Here is a 19,407-nt window from a genome sequence, read left to right as displayed (position 1 = left end):
TTGGTTTCAGGCTTTGAGGTGGGAAAGGGCGGGGCGCCGCTGGCGCAGCAGGCCGTGCGGCGCGAACAGCATCGAGAGCAGGTACATCGCGCCCAGGCTGAGCACGATCACCGGGCTGGTGGGCCAGTCGGCGTGGTACGAGACCAGCAGGCCGCTGGCGCTGGCGAACAGGGCGAAGGCCACGGCGCAGGCCAGCAGCGGCACGAGGCGGCGCACCCAGAAACGCGCGGTGGCGGCGGGCAGCACCATCATTCCGACCGCCATCAGCGTGCCCAGGGCATGGAAGCCGGCCACGAGATTGATCACCAGCAGCGTCAGAAAACCGAAATGCGCGGCCGCGCTCCAGCGGCTGGTGCCGCGCAGGAAACCCGGGTCCAGGCACTCCAGCACCAGCGGGCGGTACAGCACGCGCAAGGCCAGCAGCGTCACGAGTGCAATGCCGCCCAGCAGCGCCAGCGCGGCGTCGTCCAGCGCGAGCACGGTGCCGAACAGCACGTGCAGCAGGTCCACGCTGTTGCCACGCGTCGAGACGATCAGCACGCCCAGCGCGAGCGAGAGCAGGTAGAAGGCCGCCAGGCTGGTGTCTTCGCGCAGCACGGTGTGGCGCGCGACCAGGCCGGAGCCGACGGCGACCGCCAGGCCGGCCGCGATGCCGCCCACCGTCATCGCGCCCAGCGACAGGCCGGCCACCAGGTAACCCAGCGCGGCACCGGGCAGGATCGCGTGGGCCATGGCATCGCCGGTCAGGCTCATGCGGCGCAGCATCAGGAACACACCGACCGGTGCGGCGCTCACCGACAGCAGCACGCAGCCCAGCAGCGCGCGCTGCATGAAGCCGAACTCCAGAAACGGGTCGAGCCACAGCGCGCTGCTCATGCCGGCACCCCGTGGGCGGTGGCGCCACAGGCCTCGGCGCCGTCGTCGAACGGCTCCTGCAGCCGCAGGGCGCGGGCCCAGTGGTCGGCGGTCAGCACCTCCGCCGTCACGCCCCAGGCCACCGGCTCGCGGGCCAGCAGCAGGGTGTGCGGAAAGTGCTCGCGCACCTGGGCCAGGTCGTGCAGCACCGCGATCACCGTCTTGCCCTGCGCATGCCAGCGGTGCAGCAGGACGAGCAGGTCGCGGGTGGTGCGCTGGTCGATCGCGGCGAAGGGCTCGTCGAGCAGCACCACCGGGGCGTCCTGCAGGATCAGGCGCGCGAACAGGGCGCGCTGCAGCTGGCCGCCGGAGAGCGTGTCGATCGCGCGCCGCTCGAAACCCAGCAGGCCGACCGCCGCCAGCGCCTCGTGGCAGGCGCGGCGGTGCGCGGCGCTGTGTCGCCCGAGCGCGCCCACCTCGTGCCACAGGCCGAGCAGGACCAGCTCCTGCACCGAGATCGGAAAACTGCGGTCGATCCCGCTGTGTTGCGGCAGGCAGGCCACGCGCTGGCGCGTGCCCAGGCCGTCGATGCGCCCGCCGAGCGGTGGGAGCTGCCCGGCCAGTGCCTTCAGCAGGGTCGATTTGCCCGCGCCGTTGGGGCCGACCACCGCCACCAGCGCACCCGGTGGCAGCGTGAGCGAGAGGTGGTGCACGGCCGGATGGCGCTCGTAGCCCAGCGTGAGGTCGTGCAGCACGATGGCCGATGGGGCGGAAGCTTGAAGGTCGGGCACGGGGGGATTGCAGCTAAGATACTGCAACTGAATTGCGATAGTGCGTATGTTAACGCAACATAGTTGCATTTATGGAGACCCAAGCCATGTCGCCACGCCAGACCAAAGAACCGGTGGCTGTACCACCCCACATCCAGACCCGGCTGGAAGCCGCCGGCCTGCGCCGCACGCTGGCCACGCGCGCCGTGCTGGGCCTGTTCCTCGCGCAGCCGCACGGCGGGCTCACCCATGCGCAGGCGCTGAACGCGCTCACCGCGCGCGGGCTGGACATCAACCGCGTCACGCTCTACCGCCTGCTCGACCGCCTGGCCGCTTGCGGCGTGCTGCAACGCCAGACCGACGACCAGGCGCGCACCTGGCGCTTCAGCCTGGCGCCGCTGGATGCGAATGCCGACGAGGGCACACCGCCGCGCTTCGAATGCGACGCCTGCCACCGGCAATTTCCGATGGCCGACGTGAGCGAGCTGGCCCGCGACCTGTTGCGCAGCCTCGCGCGCCAGGGCCACCGGGGCGAGCAGGTGGCGGTGCACGGCACCTGCGCGGATTGCCTGGAGCCCGCCGCGTGATCGAGTCCCGGGGGCTGCAATACGCCCACGCGGGCCAGGCGCCGCTGCGCATGGCCGATGTGTCGGTGGCGCAGGGCGGCACCCTGCTGCTGCGCGGGCCCTCGGGCAGCGGCAAGTCCACCTGGCTGGCGCTGGCCGCCGGCCTGCTCACGCCCGGCGCGGGCGAGATCGTGGTGGCCGGTCAGTCGGTGGGTGCCTTGCGCGGTGCGGCCCGCGATGCCTGGCGCGCGCGCCACATCGGTTTTCTGCCGCAGCAGCTGCACCTGAGCGACGCGCTCACGGTCGCCGACAACCTCGCGCTCGCGCACTTCGCCGCCGGCCTGCCGGTGGACCGCGCCGCCGTGGCCGAGGTGCTGGCGGCGCTGGACCTCGGCGCGCTGGCGAACCGCCGGCCCACCCAGCTCTCGGGCGGGCAGGCCCAGCGCGTGGCCCTGGCGCGCGCCGTGCTGCTGCGCCCGCGCGTGATCCTGGCCGATGAGCCGACCGCGAGCCTGGACGACGACGCCTGCATGACGGCGCTCTCGCTGCTGCGCCGCAGCGCGAAGGCGCTGGACGCCACGCTCGTGATCGCCACCCACGACGCCCGCGTGCGCGACGCGCTGCCGCACGCGCAGGTGCTCACCTTCGTGGCAACCCGCCCGGAGCGCGTGGCATGAACGTATTGACCCTGTCCTGGCGCTACCTCTGGTCGCGCCCGCTGGCCACGGCGCTCAACCTCTTGCTGCTCGCGCTGGGCCTGGCCTCCATGGCCTTCGTGCTGATCGCGCGCGACCAGGTGGACCGCGCCTTCGAACGCGACCTCGCCGGCATCGACGCGGTGGTGGGCGCCAAGGGCAGCCCGATGCAGCTCATCCTCGCGGGCGTGTTCCACCTGGACGTGCCGCCCGGCAACATCCCGCTGGCCGAGGCCCGCCAGCTCGCGGAACACCCGCAGGTGGCGCAGCTCATCCCGCTGAGCCTGGGCGACAACCTGGGCGGCTTCCGCATCGTGGGCACCACGCACGACTACCCGGCCCACTACGGTGCCCGGCTCGCGCAGGGCGCGCTCTGGCAGGCGCCGCTGGAGGCCGTGCTGGGCGCACAGGTCGCCGCGCGCACGGGCCTGCAGGTGGGCCAGGCCTTCGAAGGCGCGCACGGCCTGGGCGTGGGTGGCAGCTCGCACGGCGAGACGCCGTACACCGTCACCGGCGTGCTCGCGCCCTGCGGCTGCGTGCTCGACCGGCTGGTGCTCACCGCCACCGAATCGGTCTGGCGCGTGCACGACGACATGCACGCCGGCGCGAACATGGACGAGGCCGAGCGCGCCGAACTGGCCGAGGCGCTGGCGGCCGAGCGCGAGATCACGCTGGCCCTGATCCGCTACCGCACGCCGTTGGCGGCGGTGAGCTTCCCGCGCTTCATCAACCAGACCACCTCGCTGCAGGCCGCGGCGCCGGCGGTGGAGATCACGCGCCTGCTGAGCATGGTCGGTGTGGGCACGCAGGTGCTGCGCGGGCTGGCGGCCGTGCTTCTGGGCGTGGCCGGGCTGTCGGTGTTCATCGCGCTCTGGAGCGCGGTGCGCGAGCGCCGCGCCGACCTGGCGATGCTGCGCATGCTGGGCGCGCCGCCGCGGCGCGTGGCCGCGCTGCTGCTGTGCGAGGCGCTGTGGCTCGCGTTGCTGGCGTGCGCGCTGGGCCTGCTGGCCGCGCATGCGCTCACGGCCCTCATGGGCGAGATGTTGATGGCCCGGCATTCGCTGGCGATCACCGGTTGGCAATGGGTGTCGGGCGAAGCCTGGGTGCCCGTGCTGGCCTTGGGGGTGGCGGTGGTGGCGGCGCTCCTGCCGGCCCTCCATGCCTACCGTGTCGATGTCACTCAACTCCTGAATTCGAGGTAACACCATGAAGAAAACACTGTTCCTGTTCGCCGCCGCCCTGCTGTCCACCGCCGCGCTGGCCCAGCACTCCGACAAGGAGACCAGGGAAGACATCGCCCGCCACCGCGCCATGGCCGTGGCGCACGAAGGCGCGGCCAAGTGCCTGGAGGCCGGCAAGGGCGAAAAAGTCTGCATGCAGGAACTCGCGGTGGCCTGCAAGGGTCTGGCCCTGGGAAAATACTGCGGCATGCGCCACGCGCACTGACGGCCTGAACCCAACCGAGACGATTCCCCATGCGCCACCTGTTCCAAGCCTCTCGTTTCGCCGCGCTGCTCGTGATGGGCGGGGCCGTGCTGGTCGGTGCCGGGGCCCAGACCCTGAGCTCGCCGGTGCCGCCCGGCACCCCCTCGAGCCAGCCCTCGGGCCTGCCGCACGGCCAGGGTGCGGGTGTGCACAGCCCGCTCAGCCCGTTCGCGCCCCTGCCCAGGCGCGGCGACGTGGTCGCCTGGTCGACGCTGACCGACATCACCACCAAGGTGGAGAACAAGCGCATCGTGCCGGTGTACCCGGCGCCGGTGGCCGAGCTGAACCAGAAGAAGCTGCGGCTGCAGGGCTTCATGATGCCGCTGGAGCCGGGCGAGAGCCAGCGCCACTTCCTGCTCGCCTCGGTGCCGCTGACCTGCGGTTTCTGCACGCCGGGCGGGCCCGAGAGCATGGTCGAGGTGCGCACCAGCAAGCCGGTGAAGTACAAGCTGGAGGCGGTGGTCGTCGAGGGCACCTTCCACGTGCTGCAGAACGACCCCTACGGCCTGTACTACCGCATCACCGGCGCCGTCGGCGTCGAGTGACGCGCACGCCTGGCGATACCATCGCCGGGTGAACATCGCCAGCCACCCCGTCGTCGCCTCCCTCACCCCGGTCTTCATCCTGATCGGCCTCGGCTACCTGGCCGGGCGCCTGCAATGGATCCGCGATGCCGCGGTCAAGGACCTGTCCAACCTGGTCTTCCTGCTGCTCATCCCGGCCCTGCTGTTCCGCACCATGAGCTCGGTGCATTTCGAGGAACTCGACCTGCGGCCGATCGGCGCCTACTTCCTGGCCGCGCTGTCACTGCTGGCGGTGTCCATCGCCTGGCGGGGCTTCAACCGGGGCAGCGTGGTGCTGGCCCTGGCCGGCACCTTCTCCAACATGGTGATGCTGGGCATCACGCTGGTGGAACTGGCCTACGGCAAGAGCGCGCAGGTCACGGTGCTCACGCTGGTGTCGGTGCATGCGCTGATCCTGCTGACCACCGGTTCCATCGTGCTCGAACTCGCGGTGGCGCGCGAAGCCCGCGCGGGTCGCGCAGCGCGCGCCGCACGTGCTGGCCACGGCGTGGTCGGCCTTCAAGGGCGCGCTCATCCACCCGATTCCCCTGCCCATCCTGTGCGGCCTGCTGTTCGCGCAGAGCGGCCTCACGCTGCCCACGGTGGTGGACCGGCCGTTGCAATTGCTGGGCAGCGCCTTCGGCCCGATCGCGCTGGTGCTGGTGGGCGTGACCCTGGCGCGCACACCCATGGCCGGCCACCTGCGCCAGGCCCTGTGGGTCAGCGTGTCCAAGAACCTGGTGCTGCCGCTGCTGGTGGGCCTGTGCGCTTGGGGCATGGGCATCACCGGCATGCCGCTGACCGTGATGGTGGTGGCCGCGGCCCTGCCGGTGGGGGCGAACGTGTTCCTGTTCGCCCAGCGCTACGAGGTGGCGCAGGAAGTCACCACCGCGGCCATGGGACTGTCCACCGTGCTCGCGCTGTTCACGCTCAGCCTGGTGATGACCACCATGGCCTGGCTCAACTGAGCGCCGGGTGCTCGCTCACTGGCTGATCTTGCGGCCTTCTTCGACCTGGTACTCGAAGTAGCGCTGGAAGCCGAAGGCCAGGCTGCCCATCAGCGCGACCGTGCCCATCAGCAGCGCGGCCACGAGGGCGCCGATGGTCAGCCAGTTGGTGCCGCCCGACACGGCGTCCGCCGGCAGCTGGGGGTTGAACTGGCGGTTCCACTTCTCGCGGTCGGTCAGGGCATAGACGATGGCCATCAGGCAACTGGCGGAGATGGTCGCGCCCAGCAGCGGGATCAGCACCCACGAGAGCTTGTCGTCCTGCCCGTAGAGCAGCACACGGTCCACGCCCCACAGGCCCAGCGCCGCCGGGATCGGGTGCAGCCAGCCCACCCAGTCGCCCAGGCCGCGCAGGTAGAAACGGTGCAGGCCGAGCATGCCGCCCAGCAGCGCCAGCCAGACCGCCAGCGTCTTGTTCTTGCGCATCATCGTCATGCGCCCTCGTTCGGCGGCGCACTGTCACCGGCACCCAGGGTCTTCTGCATCAGCACGATGTCGAGCCAGCGGCCGAATTTCCAGCCGCACGACTGCACCACGCCCACGGGCTCGAAGCCCAGCGCCTTGTGCACACCGATGGAGCCGGCGTTGGCCGAATCGCCGATCACGGCCATCACCTTGCGCGTGCCGGCGCGTTCCAGCGCGGCCAGCAGCTCGGCGAGCAGCGCGCGGCCCAGGCCCTGGCGGTGGGCCGCCGGGTCCATGTAGATCGAGTCCTCGACCGAAAAACGGTAGGCCGGGCGCGGCTTGAACCAGTTGCCGTAGGCGTAGCCCAGCACCTGGCCGCCTTCTTCGGCGACCAGCCAGGGCAGGCCCTTGCCCAGCACGTCGGCGCGGCGCGCCGTCATCTCGGCCGGGGTGGGCGGGGTGGTTTCGAAAGTGCCGGTGCCGTGCAGCACGTGGTGGCCGTAAATGCGGGTGATCGCGTCGAGGTCTTCGTCGCGGCTGGGGCGGATCAGGGGCATGGGTAAGGTGGGTCGCTCGGGAAGGGGGCTGGCAAAACCAGCGAACGGGCTATAATCGCGGGTTTCGTGGCGTTTCGCTGGCCGGGTGGTCAGTCGTGTGTCTCAAGCGCTGCAAATAAAGCGGGTCGCAAGATCCAGTGAAGTACCGATCCTGGTACCTCTCCACCCGAAGGATAAATCATGGTCGTCATTCGACTCTCCCGCGGCGGCGCAAAAGCCCGTCCGTTCTACAACATCGTGGTTGCCGACAAGCGCAATCGCCGCGATGGCCGCTTCATCGAGCGCATCGGTTTCTACAACCCCCTGGCCCGCGGTGGTGAAGAGCCCCTGCGCATCGCCCTGGACCGCCTGACCTACTGGACCGGCGTTGGCGCCACCCCGTCGGACACCGTGGCGCGCCTGGTCAAGCAGAACGCCGCCAAGGCCGCGGCCTGATCCTGCCCGCAGCAAGGTGAGCCACCCCGCGTCCGGCGCCTTCAAGGCGTTGCCCCTGCCCGACGACGCCGTCGAGCTGGGGCGCATACAGGACGCGTGGGGCATCAAGGGCTGGGTCCGCATCCTGCCCCACAGCGCCGACACCTCGGCGCTGATCGCTTCCTCTTCCTGGTTCCTGCAGCCGCCCGAAGCCCGCTTCGCGCGCGGCTTCTCGGCGTTCACGGGCTGCGTGGGCGTGGGCGTGGCGGAAGTCAAACCCCACACCGACGGCCTGGTCGCCCAGCTGGACGGCGTGGACGACCGCAATGCGGCCGAGGCCCTCAAGGGCGTGCGCATCTACCTGCCGCGCAGCGCCTTCCCGGCCACCCCCGAAGGTGAGTACTACTGGGTCGACCTGATCGGCCTGGACGTGTTCAACCGCGAAGGCGTGCACCTGGGCGTGGTGCGCGACCTCATGCCCACCGGGCCCACCTCGGTGCTGGTGCTCGAACACACCGAGACGGTGGACGGCACCGAGCAGACCGCCGAGCGCATGATCCCGTTCGTGGCGGCCTACATCGACGACGTCGACAAGGCGCAGCGCCGCATCACCGCCGACTGGCAGCCGGATTACTAGGCCCCCACGCTCCGCCGCTGCGCGGGTCACTGCCCCCCGAGGGGGTTGATCCCGCTTGGGGCGGCCCGGCACCGGATCGTTGACGCTCACAATACCGCCATGCGCTTCGACGTCATCACGCTTTTCCCGGAGCTGTTCGCGCCTTTCCTGCAGCACGGCATCAACCGCCGCGCCTTCGAGTCCGGCCAGGTGGCCGTGCACCTGTGGAATCCGCGCGATTTCGCCGAAGGCAACTACCGCCGGGTCGACGACCGCCCGTTTGGCGGCGGCCCGGGCATGGTCATGATGGCCGAACCCCTGTGGCAGTGCCTGCAGGCTATCCGCACCGCGCGCGCGGAGGCCGACGATGCCCGCGCCCCCGTGGTCCTTTTTTCCCCGATCGGCGAGGCGCTGAACCACGCGGGCGTCGAGGGCTGGTCGCGCAGCCAGGGCGCGGTGCTGGTGTGCGGCCGCTACGAAGGCATCGACCAGCGCTTCATCGACACCTGCGTGGACCGGCAGATCAGCCTGGGCGATTTCGTGCTCTCGGGTGGCGAGATCGCGGCCATGGCCCTGCTGGATGCCGTGGCGCGCCTGCAGCCCGGCGTGCTGACCGACGAGGGCAGCCACCAGCAGGACAGCTTCAACCCGGCGCTCGACGGCCTGCTGGACAGCCCGCACCACACCCGCCCCGAGGTCTGGCAGGGCCCGCGGGGGCCGATGGCGGTACCGGAGGTGCTGTTGGGCGGCCACCACGAGCGCATCGCCCGCCACCGGCGCGAGCAAAGCCTGCTGCTCACGGCCAGCCGCCGGCCCGACCTGCTGGCCCGTGCCCGGGCGCAGGGATTGCTCGACGCGGCGGACCAGGCTTTCCTCCGCGCTCAGGGATTGCTATAATCCAAGGCTTTTCGATCCTCTGACCGGCCGCCGCGACCGGGCCACCCCGCAAACCCGCAAGGGTCTGGACAGGGGCCCTGCCGGATTCGCGGCCTTTAGTGCAGCGCGGCCATGACCGACAAAACAGGAAATCATGAACCTCATCCAAACCCTTGAGCAAGAAGAAATTGCTCGCCTTGGCAAAGTCATTCCCCCGTTCGCCCCTGGCGACACCGTGATCGTCAGCGTGAACGTGATCGAAGGCACGCGCAAGCGCGTGCAGGCCTACGAAGGCGTGGTGGTGGCCCGCCGCAACCGTGGCCTGAACTCCAGCTTCATCGTGCGCAAGATCTCCAACGGCGAAGGCGTCGAGCGCACCTTCCCGCTGTACAGCCCGCTGATCGCCAAGATCGAAGTCAAGCGCCGCGGTGCCGTGCGCCGTGCCAAGCTGTACTACCTGCGCGAGCGCAGCGGCAAGTCGGCCCGCATCAAGGAAAAGCTGGGCGCGTAAAGCGCATCGGGCCTGGCCCGGTCGCATGCACCCTCCCAAGAAAAAGCCGCTCCCCGGAGCGGCTTTTTTGCGTCTGGCCTATGCTTGCCTTCACATGACCCACGTTCTGCCCGCTTTTGATCCGCGCCTGGTGCCCATCGTCGCGGACGAGGCCGACGAGATGCTGCGCCCCGCGCAGGCGCAGCGCCTCACGCCCACCGGCCTGCGCGAACTGTTCGCCCGACCGCCGGTGTGGACGCCCGAGCTTCACCGCGAGCGCAAGTTCGTCGACCGCGCGCCCGCCGAGGCGGCGGTGCTGCTGCCGCTGGTGATGCGCGACGAGCTCACGCTCATCCTGACCCAGCGCACGGCCCACCTGTCCACCCACTCGGGCCAGATCGCCCTGCCGGGCGGCAAGCTCGACCCCGAGGACGCCGACGCCACCGCCGCCGCCCTGCGCGAGGCGCAGGAAGAGATCGGCCTGGCGCCGGATCGGGTGGAGGTGCTGGGCACGCTGCCGGTGTACGTCACCGGCACGTCCTTCATCGTCACGCCGGTCGTGGGGCTGGTGCGGCCGGGTTTCGAGCTGGTGCCCAACCCGGACGAGGTGGACGACGTGTTCGAGGTGCCGCTGGCCTACCTCATGAACCCCTTGCACCACCGGCGCCACGCGCTGGCCTTCGAGGGCGTGGTGCGCGAGTGGTACTCCATGCCCTACCTGGACGGCGACCGCGAGCGCTTCATCTGGGGCGCCACCGCCGGCATGCTGCGCAACTTCTACCGCATGCTCAGCGCCTAGGCCCGTGCGGCGCTCTGTGGCGCGCGCCCCTCACGCCACTATGATGGCGCCATGAGTTTTTTCGCCATCCTCATTGCCCTGCTGCTGGAACAGGCGCGCCCGCTCGCCTTTGACAACCCCGTTCACGCCGGTCTGCGCGGCTGGGCGCGCACCGTGCGCCGCAACCTCGATGCCGGCCAGTCCTCCCATGGCTGGGTCGCCTGGGTGCTGGCGGTGGGCGTGCCGGCGGCCATCGCGGGGCTGGTGTACTGGGGCCTGTGGCAATTCAGCTCCGTGCTGGCTTTCGTGTGGACCATTGGCATTCTTTACGTGACGCTGGGCTTTCGCCAGTTCAGCCACCACTTCAGCGAAATCCGGCAGGCGCTCGATGTGGGCGACGACGCCACCGCGCGCGAGAAGCTGGCCCGCTGGCTGCGTGTGGACGCCTCCAGCCTGCCGCGCACCGAGCTGTTGCGCCAGGTGATCGAGCACTCGGTGCTGGCCGCCCACCGCCACGTGTTCGGCGTGCTGGTGTGTTTCGTGGTGTTCTGGGCCATCGGCCTGGGCCCCTCGGGCGCGGTGTTCTACCGCCTGGCCGAGTACCTCTCGCGCAACTGGCGCGCGCGCCCGGACGGCACGCCCAGCCCGGCGCTGCAGCACGCCGCCGCGACCGCCTGGCGCTGGGTCGACCACGTGCCGGCGCGCGTGACGGCGCTGGGCTTCGCCGTGGTGGGCAACTTCGAGGAGGCCGTGGCCAGCTGGCGCGGCGATGCCGAGCGCTTTGCCCCGGGCAGCGACGGCGTAGTGCTGGCCGCCACCTCGGGCGCCATCAACGTGCGGCTGACCCCGCAGCTCGATCCGCTCACGATCGAAGACGACGAGGTGGTGGGCGACCCCGCCGCCCGGCCGGATCCGCAACTGGCCCACCTGAGCAGTGTGGTGGGGCTGGTGTGGCGCGCGGTGGTGCTCTGGATGCTGCTGCTCGCGCTGCTCACCCTGGCAGGCCTGTAGCCGGAGAGCGGTCAATCCATCCAGAACACCGTGGAACTGGCTTCGCCAGGCCACAGGTGTTGCCCCTGGGGGGTGACGCGCCGAAGGCGCGGCGCGGGGGGAGCCTATCAATACCGGCGCTTGTCGGACAGTTCCGCGAACAGCTCGCCGTAGAGGCGGTAGCGGTTTTCGCTGATCGCCAGCGGGTCGTCGGCCGGCTGGTCCGGCTCCCCGGTCTGCACGTGTTCCAACACCCCGCAACCCGGCTCGTGCAGGTGCGTGCAGTTGTAGAAGCGGCAGTGGCCCAGCGTGGCGTTCAGGTCGGGCATGAGGTGGGCCAGCTGCATGGGCTCGATGTGGTTCAGGCCGAATTCCTGGAACCCCGGTGAATCGATCAGCGCGGTGCGGCGTTCCGCGTCCACCCAGTACCAGGTGGTGCTGGTCGTGGTGTGTTTGCCGGAGTTGAGCGCCCGCGAAATCTCGCCCGTCAGCGCGCGCGCCTCGGGCACCAGCCGGTTCACCAGCGTGCTCTTGCCCACGCCCGAGGGGCCCAGCACCAGGGTGCGCTTGTTCGCCAGCCGCTGCTGCAGGGCATCGAGGCCGGCTTCCGAGCCCTCGGCCGATTTCAGGCGCAGCGGCAATACCGCGCAGCCCATGCGCCGGTAGGGCTCCAGGCGGGCCCAGGCGCGGTCGAACGCGGGCTGCAGGTCGCTCTTGTTGAGCACGATCAGCACGTCGATGCCTTCGGCCTGTGCCGCGATCAGGGCCCGGGTCAGCTGGCTCTCGGAAAACTCCGGATCGGCCGCCACCAGCACCAGCACCTGGTCGAGGTTGGCGGCAAACGACTTGGTGCGCATCTCGTCCTGCCGGTAGAACAGGTTGCGCCGCTCGTCCACGCGCTCGATGCTGCCTTCGTCGCCGGTGACCTGCCATTGCACCTGGTCACCCACGACCACGGCGTTCTTCTTGCCGCGCGGGTGGCAGATGCGGCGTTCGCCGTCGACGCTTTCCACGAGGCAGTGGCGCCCGTGGGCGGCCACCACCAGACCGGGTTGCAGATCGGCCATCAGGCCTTCTGCAGGGCGTCCACCGCGGCGGCGCAGTGGATGTCGCTGACCGAGATGCCGTTCACGTCGTGCGTGTTGAAGCGCACCGTGCAGCGGCCGTAGCTGACGGCCAGGTCAGGGTGGTGGTCTTCGCGGTGCGCGATCCAGGCCAGGGCGTTCACGAAGGCCATGGTCTCGTGGAAATTGGCGAAGCTGTAGGTTTTCTCCAGCGCGCCGTCGATCAGCTTCCAGCCCTGGGCGGCATCGCCGTTGAGCTGGGTGAGCTGGGTCACGATTTCGGTGGCGGAGAGGGCGCGGCGGTTCTGGTGGATCGGGTTCATGGGTCGGGTTCGCGTCAGGCGGTTTGCAGGCGGGAGAGGCGTTCGCTCGCCGGCGGGTGGGAATAGTAGAAGCGCGCGTACAGCGGGTCGGGCGTGAGCGTGCTGGCATTGTCCTTGTAGAGCTTGAGCAGCGCGCTGGCCAGATCGGGGCCGCTGGTGTGGGCCACGGCATACGCATCGGCCTCGAACTCGTGCTGGCGCGAGAGCTGCGCCATCAGCGGCGAGAGGAAGAAGGTGAACAGCGGCACCACCATCATGAACAGCAGCAGGGCCAGCGCGTCGTTGGGCGTGTCCATCGACGGCGTCACGCCCAGACCGCTGAAGAACCAGGCCTGGCTCGACACCCAGCCCAGCAACGCGAAGCCCGCCAGGCTCAGCGCGAACATCAGCACGATGCGCTTGAGGATGTGGCGGCGCTTGTAGTGGCCGAGTTCGTGCGCGAGCACGGCGTCGATCTCGTCGGGGCTGAGCTGTTTGAGCAGGGTGTCGAAGAACACCACGCGCTTGGCCGCGCCGAAGCCGGTGAAGTAGGCGTTGGCGTGGGCGCTGCGCTTGCTGCCGTCCATCACGAACAGGCCCTTGGCGGCGAAGCCGCAGCGCTGCATGAGCGCGTTCACGCGCGCCTTGAGCGTTTCGTCCGACAGCGGTTCGAACTTGTTGAACAGCGGCGCGATGAGGGTGGGGTAGAGCACCAGCGCGAGCAGGTTGAAGGCCATCCAGACGCCCCAGGCCCAGAGCCACCAGGTCGGGCCGGCCGCGCCCATGAGCCAGAGCACCAGCGCGGCGATCGGCAGGCCGATCAGCGCGCCCACCAGCGTGCCCTTGACCAAGTCGCCCAGCCAGAGCGACATCGTCATCTTGTTGAAGCCGAAGCGTTCCTCGATGCGGAAGGTGGCGTACCAGCCCAGGGGCAGGGTGATGAGGCCGCCGATCAGCACGAAGGCCGCGAGCAGCGCCAGCTGTTGCAGCATGCCGCCGCCCAGCGCGTCCAGCAGCAGCTGGTTGAGCCAGTCCAGGCCGCCCAGCAGCGTCCAGCCCAGCAGCAGCGCGGCCTCGATGGCGGTCTCCAGCAGGCCGAAGCGCGCCTTGGCGATGGTGTAGTCGGCCGCCTTCTGGTGCGCGGCCACCGAGATCGTGTCGCTGAAGGCCGCGGGCACGGTGTGGCGGTGCCGCGCCACATGGCGGATCTGCCGGCTGGCGAGCACGGTGCGCACCAGCAGGCCCAGCAGCAGCAGGGCGCAGAAAACGGCGGTGAAAGCGAAGGAAGCGGTGTCCATGGGGCCGAGTCTATCGAAGACGGCCCTTTGCGCGCGCCGTGGGGCCGGCGGCCCCGGGCGGCGGATCGGCGAGAATGCCGGCCATGACTTCTGCCTCCACCGCCCCGGCGGGCACCGCCGCCGACACCCCCACCCTCGCCAAGAGCGACCAGAACCTGGTCTGGATCGACTGCGAGATGAGCGGTCTCGACCCCGAAAAAGAGCGCCTGCTGGAAATCGCGGTGGTCGTCACCGGCCCGCAGCTCACGCCGCGCATCGAGGGGCCGGTGATCGTGGTGCACCAGAGCGACGCCGTGCTCAACGCCATGGACGCCTGGAACAAGGGCACGCACGGCCGCAGCGGCCTGATCGACAAGGTCAAGGCCAGCACGGTGAGCGAGGGAGAGGCCGAGGCCACCCTGCTGGCCTTCATCGCCCAGTACGTGCCCAAGAACGGCTCGCCGATGTGCGGCAACACCATCAGCCAGGACCGCCGCTTCCTGGTGAAGTACATGCCCAAGCTGGAGGCCTACTTCCACTACCGCTGCCTGGACGTGAGCACGCTCAAGGAGCTGGCCCGCCGCTGGCGGCCCGAGGTGTACGAGTCGTTCAAGAAGCACCAGAAACACACCGCGCTGGCCGACGTGCACGAATCCATCGACGAGCTCGAGCACTACCGCACCCACTTTCTGCGCTGAACGCGCGCCCCGCGGCTTGCACCGGCGCCCCGCGCGCCGGCCTTGGGGTGTGCGATCACATGTCAAAATTGTGACGTTCACATGAGATTTGCATGACAAAAAAATCCCGTTACCGCTTCGTTTCGAAGCACCAGGAGGTGCTCCAGCTGGGCGCCGCGGTGCTGTTCCTCCTCCTGGTCGGGCTGTACGCCTCGCTCACCGGTGCATCCACCGCAGGCCTGGCGACTTCGGCGATGTGGCTGCTGATCGTGGCGGCGGCGGTGGGGGCCTACATTGCCATGAACATCGGCGCCAACGACGTGGCCAACAACATGGGCCCGGCGGTGGGCTCGGGTGCCATGACCATGGGCTGGGCCATCGTCGTGGCCGCCGTCTTCGAGGCCCTGGGCGCCATCGTGGCCGGTGGCGACGTGGTCGGCACCATCAAGGGCGGCATCATCGATCCCAATGCCATCTCGGACCCGGCGCTGTTCGCGTGGGTGATGTTCTCCGCGCTGCTGGCCGGCGCGCTCTGGCTCAACCTCGCCACGGCCGTGGGGGCCCCCGTGTCCACCACGCACTCCATCATCGGCGCGGTCATGGGCGCCGGCATCGCCGCCGGCGGCTGGGGCCTGGTCAACTGGGAAACCATCGTCCAGATCGTGATCAGCTGGGTGATCTCGCCCCTGGCCGGCGGTGCGATGGCCGCCGCCTTTCTGTACATCATCAAGCGCAGCGTGACCTACCGCAGCGACATGATCGACGCCGCCAGCCGCGTGGTGCCCATCCTGATCGCCGCCATGGTCTGGGCCTATACCACCTACATGCTGCTCAAGGGCCTGGGCCAGATGGTGCATGTCGGGGTCCCGACGGCCATGGGCGCGGGGGTGGTGCTGGCCGTGGTCGTGTGGGCACTGATCCGCAAGCCCATCGCCAAGCACGCCCGGCGGCAGGAGAACAGCAAGAACGGTGTCAACCGCCTGTTCACCTGGCCGCTGGTCTGTTCGGCCGCGCTGCTGAGCTTCGCCCACGGCGCCAACGACGTGCCAACGCCATCGGCCCGCTGGCCGCGATCTACGAAGCCGTGAAAGACGGCGCCATCGCCACCAAGGCCGGTACGCCGCTGTGGATCATGGTGCTGGGCGCGCTCGGCCTGGCGGTGGGGCTGGCGCTGTACGGCGCGCGGCTCATCCGCACCGTGGGCAAGGAAATCACCGAGCTGGACAACATGCGCGCGTACGCCATCGCGATGTCCGCCACGCTCACGGTGATCGTCGCCTCGCAGCTGGGCATGCCGGTGTCGACGACGCACATCTCCATCGGCGCGGTGTTCGGCGTCGGCTTCCTGCGCGAACTGCTCAAGGTGAACTACGCGAAGATGGAACGTGTGGTGCGCTCAGGCCACCAGGGTGCCGACCGCGACGTGGTCGAGGCCTACCTGAGCCGCTTCGAGGCCGCCGAGGTGAGCGAGAAGAAGCGCATGCTGGCGGACATGAAGCGGCTTGCCAAGCAGCGGGAGCTGGCGCAACCGGAAGATGCGGTGTTCGCCAAGAAGGAACAGAAGGCGTTCAAGAAGGCCTACAAGAAGGAAATCGTCAAGCGCTCCGTGGTCATGCGCATCGTGGCGGCCTGGATCGTCACCGTGCCGGCCACCGCCGTGCTGGCGGCGTTGCTGTTCTACGTGGTGCGCGCCGTGCTCAATTGAGCGCGGATGTAAAGACTTGGGGTTTTCCCGAATCCATGCCATAATCAGCGGCTTCGCAGGCAACTGCGATGATTTGTGCATCTGCCTCACACACCAGGCCCCCCGCAACCGCAGGATGGGGCCTTCGCTCCCGGTGTCACGCTTCTCTCTGTGACCCATGGCGCGTCGATCGTTTGATGGTTGATGTTTTGTAACCACGAACGGATCCGACGCCCCGGAGCTGCCACCTTTTCAAGGTAGGCCGTCCCTTTAGCGTTTGCATTCGATCAATTGCGCCCTCTGGCGCATGGACGAACATGAGCGACTCTTTTGAAGCCCGCGGCGATTTCTCGCCCGAAATCCTCTCTGCCGACACCGAGGCAGACCTTTCCACCCCCGTGATCGCTGAGGCCGCAGAGGCCATCGAGCCCACCGGCCCCAACGGCTTCGAGCTGTTGGGCCTGGCGCCCGAGCTGGTGCAAGCCTGCGTGGACCTCGGGTACACGCAGCCCACCACCGTGCAGAACAACGTGATCCCCAAGGCCTTGCTGGCCGAAGGCGAGCAGCGTTTTGCCGACCTGATGGTCTCCAGCCAGACCGGCAGCGGCAAGACCGCGGCCTTCCTGCTGCCCGTGCTGCACACCCTGCTGCAGCAACGCGCCGCCGCCGACGCCAAGGAGCGCGCCGACCGCGAACAAGCGGTGGCCGACGCCCTGGCCCGTGGCGAAGCACCGCCCAAGGCGCCCAAGCGCAAGGACCCCACCAGCTCGCGCAACTTCAAGGCCGCCACCCCCGGCGCCCTGATCCTGTGCCCCACGCGCGAACTCGCGCAGCAGGCTGCGCAACGACGCCATCGACCTCGTGCGCCACTGCCGCGGCCTGCGCATCGCCAACGTGGTGGGCGGCATGCCTTACCAGTTGCAGATCGCGCGCCTGCAGAACGCCGACCTCGTGGTCGCCACCCCCGGCCGTCTGCTGGATCTGCAGCGCTCGCAGCAGCTCAAGCTCGACCAGGTGCAGTTCCTCGTCGTCGACGAAGCCGACCGCATGCTCGACCTGGGCTTCTCCGACGACCTCGCCGAAGTCAACGCCCTGACCAGCCAGCGCCGCCAGACCATGATGTTCAGCGCGACCTTCGCGCCGCGCATCCAGCAACTCGCCATGCGCGTGATGCACGACAACGGCAAGCACGCACAAAAGGTGCAGATCGATTCGCCGCAAGAGCAACACGCCAACATCAAGCAGGTGCTGTTCTGGGCCGACCACGCCGACCACAAGCGCAAGCTGCTCGACCACTGGTTGCGCGACACCACCATCAACCAGGCGGTGGTGTTCTGCAGCACGCAGATCGAATGCGATGGCCTCGCCAACGACCTGCAGCAATCCGGCTTTGCCGCCGTGGCGCTGCACGGTGCGCTGAACCAGGGCATGCGCAACCGCCGCCTGATGGCACTGCGCAACGGTCAGGTGCAGATCCTGGTGGCCACCGACGTCGCCGCGCGCGGCATCGACGTGCCCACCATCACCCACGTCTTCAACTTCGGCCTGCCGATGAAGGCCGAGGACTACACGCACCGCATCGGCCGCACCGGCCGTGCCGGCCGCGACGGCCTGGCCGTCACCTTCGCCGAGTTCCGCGACCGCCGCAAGATCGGCGACATCGAGGCCTACACGCGCCAGCGCATCAACGTCGAGACCGTGCCCGGCCTCGAACCGCGCCAGCGCGCACCGCAGCCCGAGTTCGGTGGCCGTGGCCGTCCGGGCGCAGGCCGTGGTGATCGCTTCGGTGGTGGTGGTGATCGCAACTATGCCGACCGCAGCAACTTCAACGCCCGTGGCCCCGCACCGCGCGGCCCGCGTTTCGAAGGTCGCCCGGAAGGCCGCTTCGACGCCCCCCGCGTCGACCACAGCCGCCCGGAAACGCGCTTCGACCCGCGCTTCGAAGGCCGTGCCGAGCCGCAGCCGCGCCACGAGAATCGCTTCGACAACCGGGGTGAAAACCGCTTCGAGAACCGCGGTGATCAAGGCGGCTACCGCAACGACACGCGCCCGGCCAGCCGGGGCTTCGGCGACCGGGGCGCCGCCCCGGCGCGCACCGGTGGCAAGCCCGGTGGCTTCTCCAGCTTCGGCCGCAGCGACAAGGGCGGCGAGCAACGTGGTGGCTTCAGCGACCGTGGCAACGCTGAGCGCGGCGCCATGCGTGGCGAGTTCGCGCCGCGCCGCAACGAAGGCGGCCCGGCCCGCCCGATGGCGCGCCGCGCACCGCGCTGATCGATCCGGTCATCCATGAAAAAGCCAGGCCCTAGGGCCTGGCTTTTTTTGCACGGGCGACGGCGTCAGGCCGGCACAGGTTGTGCGTCCAGCGATGGCGCGTGGCGGGCGATCGCCATCACCACGCCGGCGAGCCGGCGTTGGCGGATCTGATCGTGCAGTTCGTGCAGACCGCAGTTCGCGACCCGTGTCTCCAGCCGCGCCAGGGCGTCGCGCGCGACATCCGGGTGCTCCTCCAGGTAGGCTTCCAGCGCTTCGGGCGCGCTGTCGGACATCGCGTTGCGCGCCATGCACAACACGGCGAGCACGTCCGCCGCATCGGGCGACGACGCCAGCAGCGCGACGAACGCCTGAGGCGCCGCGAGTGCGCCCAGAAGCACGTCGCCCACCTCGCTGCAATGGTGGAGGCCGAGGCTGGCCAGGGCGAGGAGCGGGGCCGCTTGCCCGGCTTCGAGCAGGCCCTGCGCGAGCATCGACGCCTTCTCGACGTCCTCGGTGCATGCCGCGATGAGCGAGGGCAGGGGGACGACCCCCCTGTGCAAAAGGCGCTCGAACTCGACCGGCGACAAGGTCTTGGCCGCCTCCGCCACGCGCTGGCAGGCGTCCTTGATGTCGCGCTCCAGTTGCTGCACGATGGCCTCGTTGTCCTCGGTGATCTGCCTCACCGTCAGGACCGCCAGTTGCGCCAACGCTCGGGCCGGGATCAGCGGAACGCCCAGCGACGCGGTGCCGATCGTCAGCGAGAACGCCAGACCCATCGGAGAGGCGTTCCCTCGGGTGGTCGCCTGGTAGATGTCTTTCCCGAGCGTGGCGGCCCACACCGCCGTGGCCCCGAGCATCGTGGCGCTCCCTGTGGCGAACACACCGGCGAGAAACCAGTAACCACAGTGCGAGAGCGAACTGGGCAGGCGCGAGTGGATGAAATCGTTCCTGGCCTGGATGGCACGGGCCACCTGGTCTTCCAGGTCCTGCAGCGAGGGCACGGTGTCCTGCGGCTGAAGGGCGATCGGGTCAAGTGAGTCGTGTGAGATGTGCAAAGGGTGAAAGGCGTTCATGCACCCTAGT

21 protein-coding genes and 3 pseudogenes are annotated in these 19,407 nt (G+C 69.4%); 16 read left to right on the top strand and 8 right to left on the bottom strand.

Translation table 11 applies throughout. The features are described 5' to 3' along the window. Positions 1-6 precede the first annotated feature (6 nt). Both ACFJGX_RS23240 and ACFJGX_RS23235 read right to left on the bottom strand, forming a co-directional pair. Positions 7-876 (bottom strand): metal ABC transporter permease, encoded by an 870-nt coding sequence (locus ACFJGX_RS23240; RefSeq protein WP_382323668.1) that lies wholly within the window; start codon positions 874-876, stop codon positions 7-9. After that, complete coding sequence (locus tag ACFJGX_RS23235; RefSeq protein ID WP_382323669.1) at positions 873-1,646, bottom strand: metal ABC transporter ATP-binding protein; 774 nt, start codon at positions 1,644-1,646, stop codon at positions 873-875. The genes ACFJGX_RS23240 and ACFJGX_RS23235 overlap by 4 nt, the downstream gene beginning before the upstream one ends. A gap of 86 nt (positions 1,647-1,732) precedes the next feature. Here ACFJGX_RS23235 and ACFJGX_RS23230 point away from each other — a divergent pair, with 86 nt between their 5' ends. The 7 genes and pseudogenes from ACFJGX_RS23230 (at position 1,733) to ACFJGX_RS23200 (ending at position 5,902) form a co-directional block, all read left to right on the top strand. After that, the gene (locus ACFJGX_RS23230; protein ID WP_382323670.1) at positions 1,733-2,212 is read left to right on the top strand and encodes a Fur family transcriptional regulator; all 480 of its coding nucleotides are present in this window, start codon (positions 1,733-1,735) and stop codon (positions 2,210-2,212) included. Beyond that, complete coding sequence (locus ACFJGX_RS23225) at positions 2,209-2,868, top strand: ABC transporter ATP-binding protein (RefSeq protein ID WP_382323671.1); 660 nt, start codon at positions 2,209-2,211, stop codon at positions 2,866-2,868. Before ACFJGX_RS23230 ends, ACFJGX_RS23225 begins: the two co-directional genes overlap by 4 nt. Then, positions 2,865-4,088, top strand: coding sequence for an FtsX-like permease family protein (locus ACFJGX_RS23220; protein WP_382323672.1), 1,224 nt, complete (start codon positions 2,865-2,867; stop codon positions 4,086-4,088). Before ACFJGX_RS23225 ends, ACFJGX_RS23220 begins: the two co-directional genes overlap by 4 nt. A 4-nt stretch (positions 4,089-4,092) precedes the next feature. Next, positions 4,093-4,332: a hypothetical protein gene (locus ACFJGX_RS23215; RefSeq protein WP_382323673.1), complete on the top strand. Its 240-nt coding sequence runs from the start codon at positions 4,093-4,095 to the stop codon at positions 4,330-4,332. Positions 4,333-4,361: 29 nt separating this feature from the next. After that, a complete protein-coding gene (locus tag ACFJGX_RS23210; protein ID WP_382323674.1) occupies positions 4,362-4,916 on the top strand; it encodes a DUF3299 domain-containing protein in 555 nt (184 codons plus the stop codon). A 28-nt stretch (positions 4,917-4,944) separates the two neighbouring features. Continuing rightward, a pseudogene (locus tag ACFJGX_RS23205) lies at positions 4,945-5,316 on the top strand (AEC family transporter); the annotation flags it as partial. A 112-nt stretch (positions 5,317-5,428) separates the two neighbouring features. After that, on the top strand, positions 5,429-5,902 hold the full coding sequence (locus tag ACFJGX_RS23200; protein ID WP_382327161.1) for an AEC family transporter: 474 nt from the start codon (positions 5,429-5,431) through the stop codon (positions 5,900-5,902). A gap of 15 nt (positions 5,903-5,917) precedes the next feature. Here the strand turns inward: ACFJGX_RS23200 and ACFJGX_RS23195 are convergent, their stop codons facing one another. Both ACFJGX_RS23195 and ACFJGX_RS23190 read right to left on the bottom strand, forming a co-directional pair. Then, positions 5,918-6,367, bottom strand: a complete 450-nt coding sequence (locus ACFJGX_RS23195; protein WP_382163694.1) for a hypothetical protein — start codon at positions 6,365-6,367, stop codon at positions 5,918-5,920. Positions 6,368-6,372: 5 nt separating this feature from the next. Then, complete coding sequence (locus ACFJGX_RS23190) at positions 6,373-6,903, bottom strand: GNAT family N-acetyltransferase (protein WP_382323676.1); 531 nt, start codon at positions 6,901-6,903, stop codon at positions 6,373-6,375. A 180-nt stretch (positions 6,904-7,083) separates the two neighbouring features. Here ACFJGX_RS23190 and rpsP point away from each other — a divergent pair, with 180 nt between their 5' ends. The 6 genes from rpsP to ACFJGX_RS23160 all read left to right on the top strand — a co-directional run bounded on the left by rpsP (position 7,084) and on the right by ACFJGX_RS23160 (position 11,088). After that, the gene (rpsP, locus tag ACFJGX_RS23185) at positions 7,084-7,338 is read left to right on the top strand and encodes a 30S ribosomal protein S16 (protein WP_382159826.1); all 255 of its coding nucleotides are present in this window, start codon (positions 7,084-7,086) and stop codon (positions 7,336-7,338) included. Positions 7,339-7,354: 16 nt separating this feature from the next. Then, entirely contained in the window at positions 7,355-7,954 is a 600-nt protein-coding gene (gene rimM / locus ACFJGX_RS23180) for a ribosome maturation factor RimM (RefSeq protein WP_382159823.1), read from the top strand. A 99-nt stretch (positions 7,955-8,053) separates the two neighbouring features. Further along, positions 8,054-8,830 carry a tRNA (guanosine(37)-N1)-methyltransferase TrmD gene (trmD, locus tag ACFJGX_RS23175; RefSeq protein ID WP_382323677.1) on the top strand — a complete coding sequence of 259 codons (777 nt, stop codon included), beginning with the start codon at positions 8,054-8,056 and terminating at the stop codon, positions 8,828-8,830. Positions 8,831-8,963: 133 nt separating this feature from the next. Beyond that, complete coding sequence (rplS, locus tag ACFJGX_RS23170; RefSeq protein WP_066268749.1) at positions 8,964-9,320, top strand: 50S ribosomal protein L19; 357 nt, start codon at positions 8,964-8,966, stop codon at positions 9,318-9,320. A gap of 94 nt (positions 9,321-9,414) precedes the next feature. Next, entirely contained in the window at positions 9,415-10,098 is a 684-nt protein-coding gene (locus tag ACFJGX_RS23165; protein ID WP_382159818.1) for a CoA pyrophosphatase, read from the top strand. Positions 10,099-10,149: 51 nt separating this feature from the next. Next, entirely contained in the window at positions 10,150-11,088 is a 939-nt protein-coding gene (locus ACFJGX_RS23160) for a CobD/CbiB family protein (protein ID WP_382323678.1), read from the top strand. Positions 11,089-11,195: 107 nt separating this feature from the next. Here the strand turns inward: ACFJGX_RS23160 and rsgA are convergent, their stop codons facing one another. The 3 genes from rsgA to ACFJGX_RS23145 are packed head-to-tail and all read right to left on the bottom strand — an operon-like array spanning position 11,196 to position 13,731. Then, positions 11,196-12,170, bottom strand: coding sequence for a ribosome small subunit-dependent GTPase A (gene rsgA, locus ACFJGX_RS23155; RefSeq protein WP_382325521.1), 975 nt, complete (start codon positions 12,168-12,170; stop codon positions 11,196-11,198). Further along, positions 12,134-12,454, bottom strand: a complete 321-nt coding sequence (locus tag ACFJGX_RS23150; protein WP_382323679.1) for a 4a-hydroxytetrahydrobiopterin dehydratase — start codon at positions 12,452-12,454, stop codon at positions 12,134-12,136. Before ACFJGX_RS23150 ends, rsgA begins: the two co-directional genes overlap by 37 nt. Before the next feature lie 14 nt (positions 12,455-12,468). Continuing rightward, positions 12,469-13,731 carry a M48 family metallopeptidase gene (locus ACFJGX_RS23145; RefSeq protein WP_382323680.1) on the bottom strand — a complete coding sequence of 421 codons (1,263 nt, stop codon included), beginning with the start codon at positions 13,729-13,731 and terminating at the stop codon, positions 12,469-12,471. 83 nt (positions 13,732-13,814) lie between these two features. Here ACFJGX_RS23145 and orn point away from each other — a divergent pair, with 83 nt between their 5' ends. From orn to ACFJGX_RS23130, 3 genes and pseudogenes are all read left to right on the top strand, one after another. Next, positions 13,815-14,408, top strand: coding sequence for an oligoribonuclease (gene orn, locus ACFJGX_RS23140; RefSeq protein WP_382323681.1), 594 nt, complete (start codon positions 13,815-13,817; stop codon positions 14,406-14,408). Positions 14,409-14,500: 92 nt separating this feature from the next. Next, positions 14,501-16,092 (top strand): annotated as a pseudogene (locus tag ACFJGX_RS23135) (inorganic phosphate transporter). A gap of 296 nt (positions 16,093-16,388) precedes the next feature. Continuing rightward, positions 16,389-18,342 (top strand): annotated as a pseudogene (locus ACFJGX_RS23130) (DEAD/DEAH box helicase). Between the two features lie 65 nt (positions 18,343-18,407). Here ACFJGX_RS23130 and ACFJGX_RS23125 read toward each other — a convergent pair. Then, positions 18,408-19,397, bottom strand: a complete 990-nt coding sequence (locus tag ACFJGX_RS23125) for a hypothetical protein (RefSeq protein ID WP_382323683.1) — start codon at positions 19,395-19,397, stop codon at positions 18,408-18,410. Between the last annotated feature and the right edge of the window lie 10 nt (positions 19,398-19,407).

This window comes from Hydrogenophaga sp. UC242_50 (genome assembly GCF_042697355.1).
Classification (GTDB): domain Bacteria; phylum Pseudomonadota; class Gammaproteobacteria; order Burkholderiales; family Burkholderiaceae_C; genus Hydrogenophaga.
This window is presented reverse-complemented; position numbering and strand designations above follow the sequence as displayed.